Source organism: Streptomyces sp. NPDC048270, assembly GCF_040652335.1.
Lineage (GTDB): Bacteria > Actinomycetota > Actinomycetes > Streptomycetales > Streptomycetaceae > Streptomyces.
The window spans coordinates 134,113-148,430 of the sequence record NZ_JBEZLV010000009.1; the positions used below are offsets into that span (position 1 = coordinate 134,113).

The following is a 14,318-nucleotide window of genomic DNA, read 5'->3' on the forward strand; positions in this document are numbered from 1 at the left end:
CACTATGCACTGCGCAACATAAGTAGTCCGTTACTCGGCGGTTTCGCTCGCGTGTCCACCGGGTACCACAACAGGGCTGCGGGCAATGATGCCCGCCCCCGTACCGGGACCTTCCACCCGTCATCGCGTCGTGAGACCCCTTGGGAATCCGCGAAGGTCCCCTCTTTTCTGCCCCGTGCAGTGTCCGCATGCTGGAACGGCATATCCGCTTCGCGGGATTGTCGTCATCATGTAATCTGCACGAAATTTCGCAGAGGGCCAACGTCGTCCCTCGGCTATGCACATATGCCACGACGACGACGGGAGAGCCGATGCGTTCCGCATCCACGCACTCCGCGACCGGCCTCAGCAACACCGCCTGGTCGCCCATGGACGGTCGCCCCGCCCAGCAGGGCATGTACGACCCGCGCAACGAGCACGACGCCTGCGGCGTCGGCTTTGTGGCCAACCTCAGCGGCGAGGCCAGCCACACGCTGGTCGAGCAGGCGCTGACCGTATTGCGGAACCTCGAGCACCGCGGCGCCACCGGCTCCGAGCCGGACTCGGGCGACGGAGCCGGAATCCTCTGCCAGGTGCCGGACGCCTTCCTCCGCGAGGTCGCCGGATTCGACCTCCCCGAGGCCGGCGCCTACGCCGTCGGCATCGCCTTCCTCCCCGCCGACGGCACCGCACAGGCCGTCGCCGTGGAGCAGATCGAGGCCATCGCCGCCGAGGAGAACCTGACCGTTCTCGGCTGGCGCGAGGTTCCGGTCACCCCGGACCTGCTCGGCAACGGCGCCCGCGCCACCATGCCGGCCTTCTCGCAGCTGTTCGTCTCCAACGGGACGACGGGCATCGAGCTGGACCGCAAGGCGTTCGTGCTGCGCAAGCGCGCCGAGCGCGAGGCCGGGGTGTACTTCCCCTCGCTCTCCGCCCGCACCGTCGTCTACAAGGGCATGCTGACCACCGGCCAGCTCGAGCCCTTCTTCCCGGACCTCTCCGACCGCCGCTTCGCCTCGACGCTGGCCCTGGTCCACTCCCGGTTCTCGACGAACACCTTCCCGTCCTGGCCGCTCGCCCACCCGTACCGCTTCGTCGCGCACAACGGCGAGATCAACACGGTCAAGGGCAACCGCAACTGGATGAAGGCCCGCGAGTCCCAGCTGGCGTCCGACGCCTTCGGCGAGGGCGTCCTGGACCGGATCTTCCCGATCTGCACCCCCGACGCCTCCGACTCGGCCTCCTTCGACGAGGTCCTGGAGCTGCTCCACCTCGGCGGCCGGTCGCTGCCGCACAGCGTGCTGATGATGATCCCGGAGGCGTGGGAGAACCACACCTCCATGGACCCGGCCCGCCGCGCGTTCTACAAGTACCACTCCACGATGATGGAGCCCTGGGACGGCCCGGCCTGCGTCACCTTCACCGACGGCACCCAGGTCGGCGCGGTCCTGGACCGCAACGGTCTGCGCCCCGGCCGCTACTGGGTCACCGACGACGGCCTCGTCGTCCTCGGTTCCGAGGTCGGCGTGCTCGACATCGACCCGGCCAAGGTCGTCCGCAAGGGCCGCCTGCAGCCCGGCAAGATGTTCCTCGTCGACACCGCCCAGAAGCGGATCATCGAGGACGACGAGATCAAGGACGGGCTGGCCGGCGCCGCCCCGTACGCCGACTGGCTGGAGACCGGCGAGATCGAGCTGTCGGACCTGCCCGAGCGCGAGCACATCGTCCACACCCACGCCTCGGTCACCCGCCGCCAGCAGACCTTCGGCTACACCGAGGAAGAGCTGCGCGTCATCCTCGCGCCGATGGCCCGTACCGGCGGCGAGCCGCTCGGCTCCATGGGCACCGACTCCCCGATCGCGGCCCTGTCCGAGCGCCCCCGGCTGCTCTTCGACTACTTCACCCAGCTCTTCGCGCAGGTCACCAACCCGCCGCTGGACGCCATCCGCGAGGAGCTCGTCACCTCGCTGCTGTCCTCGATCGGCCCGGAGTCCAACCTGCTGGAGCCGACCGCCGCGTCCTGCCGCAGCGTCACGCTGCCGTTCCCGGTGATCGACAACGACGAGCTGGCCAAGCTCATCCACATCAACGCCGACGGCGACATGCCGGGCATGAAGGCCGCCACCCTCTCGGGCCTCTACCGGGTCTCGGGCGGCGCCGAGGCGCTCGCCGCGCGGATCGCGGAGATCCGCACCGAGGCCGACGCCGCCATCGCGGCCGGCGCCCGCCTGATCGTCCTGTCGGACCGCCACTCGGACGCCGAGCACGCGCCGATCCCGTCGCTGCTGCTCACCTCCGCCGTGCACCACCACCTCATCGCCACCAAGCAGCGCACCCAGGTGGGCCTGCTCGTCGAGGCCGGCGACGTCCGCGAGGTGCACCACGTCGCCCTGCTCATCGGCTACGGCGCGGCGGCGGTCAACCCGTACCTCGCCATGGAGTCCGTCGAGGACCTGCTGCGCGCCGGCACCTTCCTGTCCGGCCTGGAGCCGGAGCAGGCCATCAAGAACCTGATCTACGCGCTCGGCAAGGGCGTCCTGAAGGTCATGTCCAAGATGGGCATCTCCACCGTCGCCTCCTACCGCGGCGCCCAGGTCTTCGAGGCCGTCGGCCTGAACGAGGAGTTCGTCGGCGCGTACTTCAACGGCACCGCAACCAAGATCGGCGGCGCCGGCCTGGACGTCATCGCCAAGGAGGTGGCCGCGCGCCACACCAAGGCGTACCCGGCCTCCGGCATCGCGGCCACGCACCGTGCGCTGGAGATCGGCGGCGAGTACCAGTGGCGCCGCGAGGGCGAGCCGCACCTGTTCGACCCGGAGACGGTCTTCCGCCTCCAGCACGCGACCCGCGGCCGCCGGTACGACATCTTCCGGCAGTACACGGACCGGGTGAACGAGCAGTCCGAGCGCCTGATGACGCTGCGCGGCCTGTTCGGCTTCAAGTCCGACCGCCCGTCGATCTCCCTCGACGAGGTCGAGCCCGTCTCCGAGATCGTCAAGCGCTTCTCCACCGGCGCCATGTCGTACGGCTCCATCTCCAAGGAGGCGCACGAGACCCTCGCCATCGCCATGAACCAGCTGGGCGCCAAGTCCAACACCGGTGAGGGCGGCGAGGACCCGGACCGCCTGTACGACCCGGCGCGCCGCTCCTCCATCAAGCAGGTCGCCTCCGGCCGCTTCGGCGTCACCAGCGAGTACCTGGTCAACGCGGACGACATCCAGATCAAGATGGCGCAGGGCGCCAAGCCCGGCGAGGGCGGCCAGCTGCCCGGCCACAAGGTCTACCCGTGGGTCGCCAAGACCCGGCACTCCACCCCGGGCGTCGGTCTGATCTCCCCGCCGCCGCACCACGACATCTACTCCATCGAGGACCTGGCTCAGCTGATCCACGACCTCAAGAACGCCAACCCGGTCGCCCGCATCCACGTGAAGCTGGTCTCCGAGGTCGGCGTGGGCACGGTCGCCGCCGGTGTTTCCAAGGCGCACGCGGACGTCGTCCTCATCTCCGGCCACGACGGCGGTACGGGCGCCTCCCCGCTCACCTCGCTCAAGCACGCGGGCGGCCCCTGGGAGCTCGGCCTCGCCGAGACCCAGCAGACCCTGCTGCTCAACGGACTGCGCGACCGCATCGTCGTCCAGACCGACGGCCAGCTCAAGACCGGCCGCGACGTGGTCATCGCCGCGCTCCTCGGCGCCGAGGAGTTCGGTTTCGCGACCGCGCCGCTCGTCGTCTCCGGCTGCGTCATGATGCGCGTCTGCCACCTGGACACCTGCCCGGTCGGCATCGCCACGCAGAACCCGGTCCTGCGCGAGCGCTTCTCCGGCAAGCCCGAGTTCGTCGTCAACTTCTTCGAGTTCATCGCGCAGGAGGTGCGCGAGCTCCTCGCCGAGCTGGGCTTCCGCACGATCGAGGAGGCCGTCGGCCACGCCGAGCTGCTCGACACCACCAAGGCCGTCTCGCACTGGAAGGCGCAGGGCCTCGACCTCGAGCCGCTCTTCTACGTGCCCGAGCTGCCCGAGGGCGCGGTCCGCCACGCCCTGATCGAGCAGGACCACGGTCTGGAGAAGGCCCTCGACAACGAGCTCATCGAGCTCGCGGCCGACGCGCTGAACGCCGAGTCCGCCGAGGCCGCCCAGCCGGTCCGCGCCCAGGTCGCGATCCGCAACATCAACCGGACCGTCGGCACCATGCTCGGCCACCAGGTCACCAAGAAGTTCGGCGGCGCGGGCCTGCCCGACGACACCATCGACCTGACCTTCACCGGCAGCGCCGGCCAGTCCTTCGGCGCCTTCGTGCCGAAGGGCATCACCCTCCGCCTGGAGGGCGACGCCAACGACTACGTCGGCAAGGGCCTGTCGGGCGGCCGGATCGTGGTCCGCCCGGACCGCGGCGCCGACCACCTCGCCGAGTACTCCACCATCGCCGGCAACACCATCGGCTACGGAGCCACCGGCGGCGAGATGTTCCTGCGCGGCCGCACCGGCGAGCGCTTCTGCGTCCGCAACTCCGGCGCCCTGGTCGTCTCGGAGGGCGTGGGCGACCACGGCTGCGAGTACATGACCGGCGGCCAGGCGGTCGTCCTGGGCGAGACCGGCCGCAACTTCGCGGCCGGCATGTCGGGCGGTACGGCGTACGTCATCGACCTCGACCGGAACAACGTCAACGCCGGCAACGCGGAGGCCGTCGAAGCCCTCTCCGACGCCGACAAGCAGTGGCTGCACGATGTGGTGCGCCGCCACGAGGAGGAGACCGGCTCGACCGTGGCCGCGAAGCTCCTGGCTGACTGGACCGCCGCGGCGGACCGCTTCAGCAAGATCATCCCGACCACGTACAAGGCAGTGCTCGCCGCCAAGGACGCCGCTGAGCTGGCCGGACTCTCGGAGTCCGAGACCACCGAGAAGATGATGGAGGCGGCGACCCATGGCTGACCCGAAGGGCTTCCTCACCACCGCGCGCGAGACCGCCTGCTCCCGTCCCGTGGCCGAACGGCTGAAGGACTGGAACGAGGTCTACGTCCCGGGCTCGCTGCTCCCGATCATCAGCAAGCAGGCCGGCCGCTGCATGGACTGCGGCATCCCGTTCTGCCACAACGGCTGTCCCCTCGGGAACCTGATCCCCGAGTGGAACGACTTCGCGTACCGCGAGGACTGGTCCGCGGCCTCCGAGCGGCTGCACGCCACGAACAACTTCCCGGAGTTCACCGGGCGGCTGTGCCCGGCCCCGTGCGAGTCGGCGTGCGTCCTCGGCATCAACCAGCCGGCCGTGACGATCAAGAACGTCGAAGTCTCGATCATCGACAAGGCCTGGGACAACGGCAACGTCACCCCGCAGCCGCCGGAGCGGCTGTCCGGCAAGACGGCCGCCGTCATCGGCTCCGGCCCGGCGGGTCTCGCCGCGGCCCAGCAGCTGACCCGGGCCGGGCACACCGTGGTGGTGTACGAGCGCGCCGACCGCGTCGGCGGCCTGCTGCGCTACGGCATCCCCGAGTTCAAGATGGAGAAGGTGCACATCAACCGCCGCATCGAGCAGATGCGCGCGGAGGGCACCAAGTTCCGTACCGGCATCGAGGTCGGCCGCGACATCACCGCCACCGACCTGCGCAAGCGGTTCGACGCGGTGGTCATCGCGGCGGGCGCGACCGTCTCGCGCGACCTGCCGGTCCCGGGCCGCGAGCTGAACGGCATCCACTTCGCGATGGAGTACCTGCCGCTCGCCAACAAGGTCCAGGAGGGCGACTTCATGGCGCCCCCCGTCACGGCCGAGGGCAAGCACGTGGTCGTCATCGGCGGCGGCGACACCGGCGCGGACTGCGTGGGCACCGCCCACCGCCAGGGCGCGGCCTCGGTCACGCAGCTGGAGATCATGCCGAAGCCGGGCGAGGACCGCAGCCCCAACCAGCCGTGGCCGACCTTCCCGATGCTCTACAAGGTCACCTCGGCCCACGAGGAGGGCGGCGAGCGGGTCTACTCCGTCTCCACCACCCACTTCGAGGGCGACGAGGACGGCAACGTCAAGGCCCTGCACCTGGTCGAGGTCGAGTTCGTCGACGGCAAGCTCGTCCAGAAGCCCGGCACCGAGCGCGTCCTCCCCGCGCAGCTGGTCACCCTGGCGATGGGCTTCACGGGCACCGACCAGGCCAACGGCCTGGTGGAGCAGTTCGGCCTGGAGCTGGACGCGCGCGGCAACATCGAGCGCGACGCCTCCTACGTGACCAACGTCGACGGCGTCTTCGTCGCCGGCGACGCGGGCCGCGGCCAGTCGCTCATCGTCTGGGCCATCGCGGAGGGCCGCTCGGCCGCCCGCGGCGTGGACCGCTTCCTGACGGGCACGAGCGCCCTGCCGTACCCGGTCAAGCCGACGGACCGCTCCCTGACGGTCTGACCCGTCAGCCCCTCCCCTCGGGGAGGACTGACGGTCTCACCCGTCAGCCTCTCCCCTCGGGAGGACCCCTCATACGGTCCGTACAACGAGGTACGGAACTCCGACACCGCGCCCGCCATGGCTCCTTCTGGACGCCGTGCTCGCACCGCTCGGCCGCAGGCGGCCTCCCGGGCTTCGCCCGGCTGCGCCGGCCTCCGACCGGCGGTGCGCACCCGGCGCGACGGGCAGCACCCCTCTCTTCGGGGAGGACCCCTCATACGGTCCGTACAACGAGGTACGGAACTCCGACACCGCGCCCGCCATGTCCCCGACCAGGGATGGCGGGCGCGGTGGCGTTGTGGGGGCTACTCGGGCTGGACGACCGTGGCGCCCCAGCGTACGGACGGGGACGAGGTCGTCACCGTGGCGCCGAAGCCGCCGTGGAGGGCGGTGCCGAGGGGGACCGTGACGAGGGTCGGGGTGGTGCCGGGGCAGTCGACCGTGAAGGGGGCCGGGTCGCGGTCGGGGTGTTCGTCGAGGTGGAAGGCCACCTCGATGCTGCCGCCGTCGGCGCAGCCGAAGGTGATGAAGGTGTCCAGCCGCGACGAGAGGCCGCCGGAGACGAAGCCGCTGGAGCCCGTCTGCTCGGCGATCCAGATCAGCCCGTCGGGGCCCGGGTAGCCGATGATCTCGCCGCCCGGTGCGGCCTGGGCCGGCGCCGGGGCGAGCGCCAGGGTGACGGCCGCGGTCAGTGCGGCGAGGGCGGTGGCCTGCTTCTTCATGTGTTCCCCCAGGTGATGTCGTGTGATCGACATCGACGTTAGCCAGTGGCACTGACAGCCGCCTGAGTACGGGTGCTTACCCGCGAGTATTGACTAATAGTCAATACCGGGCCACGCTCGCCGCGAGCCGTCGTCTTCTCTCGTCCGGGAGGTCACCCGTGAGTGTGGATCAGGAACTGGGCCGATTGGCAGCGGAGTTGGGGGGAGCGCCGCCTCCCGGTTCGTTCAGGGGGCTCGACGCCGGCGACGTGGCGCGGCTGGCCGAGGCCGTGCGCGCGGAGCGGGCGCGCCAGGCCGACGGGCTGAACGAGGCCGCCGAGGAGGCGCTCAGGCTGGTGCCCGCCCTCGCCCGCGGCGCCGTGCGCAAGGTGCTGTTCCGGTGAGCGCCGCGAGCCGCGCCGAAGTGGAGAAGACCGCCCGGCTGGTGGGCCTGGACGCCGACGGGCTCGGATTCCTGGCAGGGCTGCCGGGCGAGGACGTACGCGCCTTCCGGGAGCAGGCGAGCGCCGCGCTGTTCGACGGCGCCCCCGAGATGCTCGACCGGATCGCCGCCGCCACCCGGCTGGTGCCCGCCGCGGTCGCCGCCGCCATCTCGCAGAAGGCCCTGGGCCCGCGGCTCGCCGCCGCCGTCGCCGGCCGGCTGGAGGCCGGCCGGGCCGCCGACATCATCGAGAAGCTGCCGGTGTCCTTCACCGCCGAGTCCTGCGCGCACCTCGACCCGCGGAAGATCGCCGGGATCGTGGACCGGCTCGAGGAGGGGCTCGTCGTACGGATCGCCGTCGCCCTCGCCGAACGGCACGACCACCTCACCATGGGCCGGTTCGTCGGCCACCTGCGGGACGGGGTGCTCGGCCGGATCCTGGAGCAGATCGGCGACACCGACGTCCTGCGCGCCGGGTTCTACGTCGACCAGCCCGAACGGCTCCCGCGCATCCTGGAGCTGATGGGCGACGACCGCCTCGGCTCGGTGGTCCGGGCCGCCGCGGCCGCCGGGCTCTGGGAGGAGGCCCTCGCCGTCGCCGACGCGGTCGGCGGGGAACAGCGGCTGCGCATCGCCCAGCTCGCCGCCCGCCTTGACGGGCCCGAGCTGGCCTCACTCGTGCGGGTGACGCACGAAGCCGGGCTCTGGGAGAGGCTGCTGCCCCTGGTCGCGCTGCTCGGCGAGGAGGACCGGCTCGCCGTGGCCCGGCTGGAGCCCCTGCGCGATCCCGGGGTGCTGGCCGGGGTGGTGCGGGCCGTCGTGGCCACCCGGCTGTGGGGCGCGTTCCTGCCGCTGGCCGGCGTACTGCCCGCCGACGCGCGCAAGGTGGTGGCCGGCGCCGCCGCCGGGCTCGGCGACGACGAGCTGGACGCGCTGGTCCGGGAGGTCGCCGAGCAGGACCTGTGGGAGCTGGTGCTGCCGCTCGTCGAGCTCATGGACGACACGGGCAAGCAGCGCGTCTTCGACCTCCCCGCCTTCCGGGACCAGCCGCGGCCCTAGCCCGCCCGCGATAGGCCGTACGGACCATGTGCGGGGCCCCTCGCCGAAGTTGAGGGTCCCCGCCGTCTGGTAACTATCCGGATCATGGCCCCCATCCGAACGCTGCTGAGCGGCCTGCTCGGCGCCGCCCTGCTGGTCCCCGTACTCCCCGCGGCGACGACCGCCGCCGCCGACGCGCGAACCATCGACTACGGAGGGCTGCGCCTGGCCGTCCCCGCCGACTGGCGGATCGTCGACCTCGACCGCGAGCCCGGCGCCTGCCTGCGCCTCGACCTGCCCACCCTGTACCTCGGCCGCGCCGGCACCCAGAGCGAGTGCACCGGCCGGGCCGCCGTCAGCCGCGCCGACACGCTGCACCTCGAACCCCTCGACGGGGCCCCGCGGCGCGCCGACATCCCCACCCTCACCGTGCACTCCGGGACCACGCTGCCCGAGGCCCCGCCCCGGACCGACAGCAACGAGCTGCGGTACGCCCTGCTGCGGCCCGGGGTCATGGCCACCGTCTCCTACGGGACCGCGCCCGACGCCGTACGCCGGGTCCTGGCCCGCGCCCGCGCGGTGCCGGCCGGCGCCCCCGCGGCCCCCGCCGCACCCCCCGCCGAGCCCGCCGCCGACGGAGCGGAGCCCCGCAACGCCCAGGAGGCCTTCACCGGCGAGGGCTTCGACGCCTGCACCGCCCCCACCCAGAAGGCCATGGACGCCTGGCGCGCCGCCTCCCCCTTCCGGGCGGTCGGCATCTACATCGGCGGCCGGGCCCGGGCCTGCGCCCAGCCGCAGCTCACCGCCGACTGGGTGCGGCGGCAGGCCGAGGCGGGCTGGCACCTCATGCCGATCTGGGTGGGCCCGCAGCCCTGGAACAGCGCCAGCACCGGCCTGTCCACCGATCCCTCCGAGGCCGACGGCCAGGGCCGGTCCACGGCCGACGGAGCGGTGGCCGCCGCCGCGTCGCTGGGCCTGCCCACGGGCACGGTCCTCTACAACGACCTGGAGAACTACTCGGACCGCGGGACCTGGGACGCCCCGGTCGTCGCCTACCTGACCGCCTGGACGATCCGGCTGCACGAGCTCGGCTACCGCTCCGCCGCCTACGTCTCGGCGAGCTCCGGGGCCAAGGCGCTGAGCGCCCACCACCCCCAGGCCCCGGGCGCGATGCCGGACGTGCTGTGGGTCGCCCGCTGGAACGGCGCGGCCTCCGTCGCCGACGCCGACATGGGCCTGCCCGCCGGCACCGCGCAGTGGGCGGGCCGGCGCCGCGCCCACCAGTTCCGGGGCGACCACGACGCCGCCTACGGCGGGGTCACCATCAACATCGACCGCAACTGGGTCGACGTGGACCCGTCCGTCCTGGGGACCGGCGGCGTCTTCCGGTTCAGCTAGGACCGGCCGGCGGGTCCTCGCGTGCGGGCTCGTCGTCATCGCCCCGGCGGATCGTGCGCAGGCCGCCCGCCGGGGTCCACGACCGCAGTACCAGCTCGTCGCCCTCCACGCCGACGCGGACGACCTCCGTCAGCTCGGCGTGGAAGAGGTGGAAGGGGTGCGGGCTCTCCGTCTCCTCCGCGTACCGGTGCAGCTCGGGCGGGTCCACCACCTCCACCGCGCGCCCGGAGACCCGCACGTCCCCGTCCGGCATCGTCTCGCCCTCGCCCGGGTTGGTGTGCAGCGCGAAGCGGGGGTCGCGCTGCAGGTCCCGGGCCTTCATCGACCCCGGCATCATGCCGAGCCACAGCTCCCCGCCCCGGATGTCGACGTTCAGCCCGGCCGCGCGCGGGGAGCCGTCCCTGCGGAGCGTGGCGAGGACATGGTGCGGGTACTGCGCGAAGCGGGCCCGGACCACCGCCGCGAACTCCGGCTCCGCCTTCTCGAACGCTGCCCAGTTGTTCGTCGTCATGCGTCCATCAAAGCGCGAGTCCCCGGCCCCCGCCGCTTCAGACGCGCACGATGCCCGCGCCGCGTGCCGCCGCCAGCCAGGCCGGGAACTCGCCGAGCAGGCGGTCGTACAGCTCCGGGTCGGGGACCGCGCGCGGATCCGGGCCCGCGTGGAAGTAGCCCGCGTTGTCCACGACGCGCCGGGACGGGACCGGCAGTTCGTCCAGCCGGCGCAGGAAGTCGAACTGAGTGCTATGGGTGTTTCCAAAGCCGATGAACTGCCAGAAGAGCGGCAGGCGGGCCGCCTTGCACAGATACTTCTCCGCCGCGTGCCTGCTGACCGGTCCGCCGTCGGTCTGGAAGACGACGAGGGCGGGGTGTGTGGACCCCGAGTCCAGGTAGTGGTCGATCACTGCGTCCATCGCCGCGTGGTAGGACGTCTTGCCCATGTGGCCGAGACGCGAGGCGATCTCGGTGACCCTGCCCTCGTACCCGGCGAGGGAGATCTCTTCCAGTGCGTCGATGTCCGTGGAAAAGAAGACCACCGGTACCACGGCACCGTCGTCCAGGTGCGCGGACAGGCCCAGCACCCGGTCGGCGAGGGCCTGCACGCTGCCGTCCTCGTAGTACGGGCGCATCGACCCGGAGTAGTCCAGGACCAGGTAGACCGCGGCGCGCCCGCCCTCCAGCCCGTACTTGCGCAGGGAGATCCCGGCGCTCTTGTACAGGCTCACGAGAGCCGGAGCCGTCTCCTCGACCTTGCGGAGGTTGATCGCACTGCCCGCCATGGCGCCGAGACTACGGGTGGCGGCCGGGCTTCGTGGCCCGTGCGGCGAGGTCGGTCCACGACGGGGCTGTGCAGCGGCCCTTCCTCCCGCAGTCTGTGACTGTTAGACATATTCCTGATTGAAAGGTGAGCGGGTAGGAGAGGGGTGGAGCCGTGGGCGTCTCGCTCGAGGGGAAGGTCGTCGTCATCACCGGTGCCGGGCGCGGGCAGGGGGCGGCCGGGGCGCGGCTGTGTGCGGAGGCAGGGGCGCGGGTCGTCGTCACGGACGTACGGGAGGAAGAGGGCCGGGCGGTGGCCGCGGAGCTCGGCGGGCAGGGGCTGTACGTCCGGCACGACGTGGCCGACGCGGACGGCTGGGCTCAGGTCGTCCGGGCGGCGGTCGCGGCCTTCGGTACGATCTCGGCCCTGGTCAACAACGCGGCCCTGTGGCGCACGGCCCACGTCGAACGGCAGCGGCTCGACGAGTTCGAGGCGCTCCTGCGGGTCAACCTGCTGGGCCCCTTCCTCGGCATCCAGGCGGTGGCGCCGGTGCTCCGGGCCGGCGGGGGCGGTTCGATCGTCAACATCTCCTCGACGGCCGGGCTGGTCGGGATACCAGGCCACGCGGCCTACGGCTCCACCAAGTTCGCCCTGCGCGGGCTGACGCGGTCGGCGGCGCTGGACCTGGCGGCGGACCGGATCCGGGTCAACTCGGTGCACCCCGGCGCCATCGACACGCCGATGGTGGCCGGGGCGGTCGAGGGCCGGGACTGGTCGCACGTGCCGCTGGGGCGGATGGGGCGGCCGCAGGAGGTCGGGGAGCTGGTCCTCTTCCTGTGCTCGGACGCGTCGTCGTACGTGACGGGCACGGAGTTCGCCGTGGACGGCGGGATGACGGCGGGATGACGGCGGGCAGGGCGGGGTGACGGCCCGCCGGGCGGTGCCCGCACCGGCCCAGGCATGATGTGTCCATGCCTGAACTGATGCGGGGGCTCGGCGGCGCGCTGCTGCGCAACGGCCTGCTCCTGGCAGCCGAGTTCGGAGCGGTCCTGCTGCTACGGGGGCCCGAGGCGCCCTGGGTCCCGGTCCTGCTGGCCGTCTTCGTCGTCGGCGCCGGCGTACCGCACGGCACCGACGCGGAGTTCGTGGCCCGCACCGCCGTCGCGCTCGCCGCGGTCGGGGTCGCGGTGCTCGGCGGGACCACCTGGGACCGCCAGACCCTCCACGACCGCGGCCGCGAGGAGACGGCCGTGGTCGCCGAACGCACCGTGGCGGAGGACGGCTCCGGCCACACCCCGTCCCTGCGGCTGCGCACGGAGGCCGGCCGCGGCCTGCCCGGGACGGTCTCGACGGACCTGCCGGTCGGTGCGCGCCTGGCGGTGACGGTGGACCCCGACGGCCCGGTCTGGGCCCTCGGCAAGCGCCCGGCCGAACCGCTCTGGGAGGCGGCGGGCACGGCCGCGCTCCTCCTGCTCCAGACGGCCGCCCTCGCCGGCCTCTCCCTGCGCCGCCGCCGTTCCTGACCCGCCCGTCCCCGGTCCCGCGGGCCCCGCGGGACCGGGGACGGGCGGCGGCTACTTGATCGTGTAGGAGCAGCCCTTCGTGGTCGTGACCCCGTCGCTCTCCGCGACCTTCCTGCCGTCGACCTTGATGACGCAGGGGGCCTGCTGGAGCTTGCCGTCGGCGCCCGTGACCGTGCCCGGGACCACGTTCACCAGGTAGCCCACCTTCTGCTCCGCGGCGGTGAGTTCGACCGTGCCGGACTTCGACCACGGCAGGGTCTGCTGCTCGAAGCCGCTGTCGACCCCGCTGTACATGACGGCCGTCCTGCCCGTGCCGCCGACCTCCAGGGTCACCTCGTGGGTCGCGCCGCCGCCCTTGGCCGCCGGCGCGGGGCTCTGGGAGGCCGCCGGCCCGCCGCTGTCCGCCGCAGGGTTGGGGGTGTCGCTTCCGCAGCCGGTGAGCAGTACCGCTGCCGCCGCGGCGCCCAGCGCCATCCCGGTCGTCGTCCTTCGCATGGTTCCCGTACCTCGTCGTGCGTCGTGCGTCGTGCGTCGTGCGTCGTCGTCGTTCGTTCGATCACGGGGATCCCATCACATCCCTTGCCGGTCCCACGCGTTGGCGTCCGCCGCGGTGATCGAAAACAATGGCCGCATGACGAAACGCGCCCGGTCCTTCGACGCCGCCGCCGCTCTGTACGCCGCGAACCGGCCCGGATATCCCCCCGCCCTCCTCGACGCCGTCGAGGAACTCGCCGGGCGGCCGCTCGCCGGGGCGCGGGTCGCCGACGTGGGAGCGGGGACCGGGATCGCCACCGGGCTGCTGCGGGCCCGCGGGGCCGAGGTCCTCGCGGTGGAGCCGGGGGACGGGATGGCCGCCGAACTCCGGCGGGCCCATCCGGGGGTCCCGGTCGTGCGCGGGGACGGCGACCGGCTGCCGCTGGCGGGCGCCGCCTTCGATTTCCTCACCTACGCCCAGGCCTGGCACTGGACCGACCCCGCCCGCTCCCTCCCCGAGGCCCGCCGCGTGCTGCGCCCCGGCGGCACGCTCGCCCTGTGGTGGAACGACCTGGACCTCTCCGTGCCGTGGATCGCCGCGCAGGACGCCCGGATCCGCGCCTGCACGGAGGCGATCGGGCTGCCCGCCCGCGAATCCCTGGAGGGAGCCGGGTTCACCACCCGCGAGGTCCGCTGGTCACGGCGGATCCCCCTGGACACCCACCTCGACAACCAGGCCAGCCACTCCGCGTTCCTCCTGCTCGGCGAGGCCGGCACCCGGGAGTTCATGGCGGCCGAACGGGAGCGGCTGCTGCCCCTCTTCCCGGACGGCACGGTCGAGGAGTCCTACGTCGTCACCTTGCACGCGGCCCGCCTCGGCGCGTGAGGGCCCGCGCGGGCCTCGCCCGGCGCGCGGACCACCGCTCCCGCGCGCGGCGGACCACTGTTCCCGTGCCTCGCGGACCGCTCCTGCGCCCGGCGGAGCACTGTCCCCGTGCCTCGCGGACCGCTCCCGCGCCCGGCGGAGCACTGTCCCCGTGCCTCGCGGACCGCTCCCGCGCCCGGCGGAGCACTGTCCCCGCGCCTCG

General features: G+C 72.8%; 12 protein-coding genes. 8 read left to right on the forward strand and 4 right to left on the reverse strand.

Annotation, left to right across the window (positions count from 1 at the left end; all coding sequences use genetic code 11):
- Positions 1–368: 368 nt before the first annotated feature.
- Positions 369–4,907, forward strand: a complete 4,539-nt coding sequence (gene gltB / locus AB0D66_RS11315) for a glutamate synthase large subunit (RefSeq protein ID WP_362300359.1) — start codon at positions 369–371, stop codon at positions 4,905–4,907.
- Positions 4,900–6,360 (forward strand): glutamate synthase subunit beta, encoded by a 1,461-nt coding sequence (locus AB0D66_RS11320; RefSeq protein WP_362300144.1) that lies wholly within the window; start codon positions 4,900–4,902, stop codon positions 6,358–6,360. Before gltB ends, AB0D66_RS11320 begins: the two co-directional genes overlap by 8 nt.
- A gap of 344 nt (positions 6,361–6,704) precedes the next feature.
- On the opposite strand, the gene AB0D66_RS11325 is transcribed toward AB0D66_RS11320, so the two are convergent.
- On the reverse strand, positions 6,705–7,121 hold the full coding sequence (locus AB0D66_RS11325; protein ID WP_362300146.1) for a hypothetical protein: 417 nt from the start codon (positions 7,119–7,121) through the stop codon (positions 6,705–6,707).
- A gap of 185 nt (positions 7,122–7,306) precedes the next feature.
- On the opposite strand from AB0D66_RS11325, the gene AB0D66_RS11330 reads away from it, so the two are divergent.
- The 3 genes from AB0D66_RS11330 to AB0D66_RS11340 all read left to right on the forward strand — a co-directional run bounded on the left by AB0D66_RS11330 (position 7,307) and on the right by AB0D66_RS11340 (position 9,978).
- Positions 7,307–7,504: a hypothetical protein gene (locus AB0D66_RS11330; RefSeq protein WP_362300149.1), complete on the forward strand. Its 198-nt coding sequence runs from the start codon at positions 7,307–7,309 to the stop codon at positions 7,502–7,504.
- The gene (locus tag AB0D66_RS11335) at positions 7,501–8,601 is read left to right on the forward strand and encodes a hypothetical protein (protein WP_362300152.1); all 1,101 of its coding nucleotides are present in this window, start codon (positions 7,501–7,503) and stop codon (positions 8,599–8,601) included. Before AB0D66_RS11330 ends, AB0D66_RS11335 begins: the two co-directional genes overlap by 4 nt.
- 84 nt (positions 8,602–8,685) lie before the next feature.
- A complete protein-coding gene (locus AB0D66_RS11340; protein WP_362300155.1) occupies positions 8,686–9,978 on the forward strand; it encodes a DUF1906 domain-containing protein in 1,293 nt (430 codons plus the stop codon).
- On the opposite strand, the gene AB0D66_RS11345 is transcribed toward AB0D66_RS11340, so the two are convergent.
- Together AB0D66_RS11345 and AB0D66_RS11350 are read right to left on the reverse strand one after the other, a co-directional pair.
- Positions 9,971–10,489 (reverse strand): pyridoxamine 5'-phosphate oxidase family protein, encoded by a 519-nt coding sequence (locus AB0D66_RS11345; protein ID WP_362300158.1) that lies wholly within the window; start codon positions 10,487–10,489, stop codon positions 9,971–9,973. The genes AB0D66_RS11340 and AB0D66_RS11345 overlap by 8 nt on opposite strands.
- Positions 10,490–10,526: 37 nt before the next feature.
- Entirely contained in the window at positions 10,527–11,255 is a 729-nt protein-coding gene (locus AB0D66_RS11350; protein WP_362300161.1) for a VWA domain-containing protein, read from the reverse strand.
- 152 nt (positions 11,256–11,407) lie between these two features.
- Here AB0D66_RS11350 and AB0D66_RS11355 point away from each other — a divergent pair, with 152 nt between their 5' ends.
- Both AB0D66_RS11355 and AB0D66_RS11360 read left to right on the forward strand, forming a co-directional pair.
- The gene (locus AB0D66_RS11355; protein ID WP_362300164.1) at positions 11,408–12,139 is read left to right on the forward strand and encodes a glucose 1-dehydrogenase; all 732 of its coding nucleotides are present in this window, start codon (positions 11,408–11,410) and stop codon (positions 12,137–12,139) included.
- 65 nt (positions 12,140–12,204) lie between these two features.
- A complete protein-coding gene (locus tag AB0D66_RS11360) occupies positions 12,205–12,756 on the forward strand; it encodes a hypothetical protein (RefSeq protein ID WP_362300167.1) in 552 nt (183 codons plus the stop codon).
- A gap of 51 nt (positions 12,757–12,807) precedes the next feature.
- On the opposite strand, the gene AB0D66_RS11365 is transcribed toward AB0D66_RS11360, so the two are convergent.
- Positions 12,808–13,251 (reverse strand): hypothetical protein, encoded by a 444-nt coding sequence (locus AB0D66_RS11365; RefSeq protein ID WP_362300170.1) that lies wholly within the window; start codon positions 13,249–13,251, stop codon positions 12,808–12,810.
- Between the two features lie 136 nt (positions 13,252–13,387).
- Here AB0D66_RS11365 and AB0D66_RS11370 point away from each other — a divergent pair, with 136 nt between their 5' ends.
- On the forward strand, positions 13,388–14,116 hold the full coding sequence (locus tag AB0D66_RS11370) for a class I SAM-dependent methyltransferase (RefSeq protein ID WP_362300173.1): 729 nt from the start codon (positions 13,388–13,390) through the stop codon (positions 14,114–14,116).
- Positions 14,117–14,318: the final 202 nt, after the last annotated feature.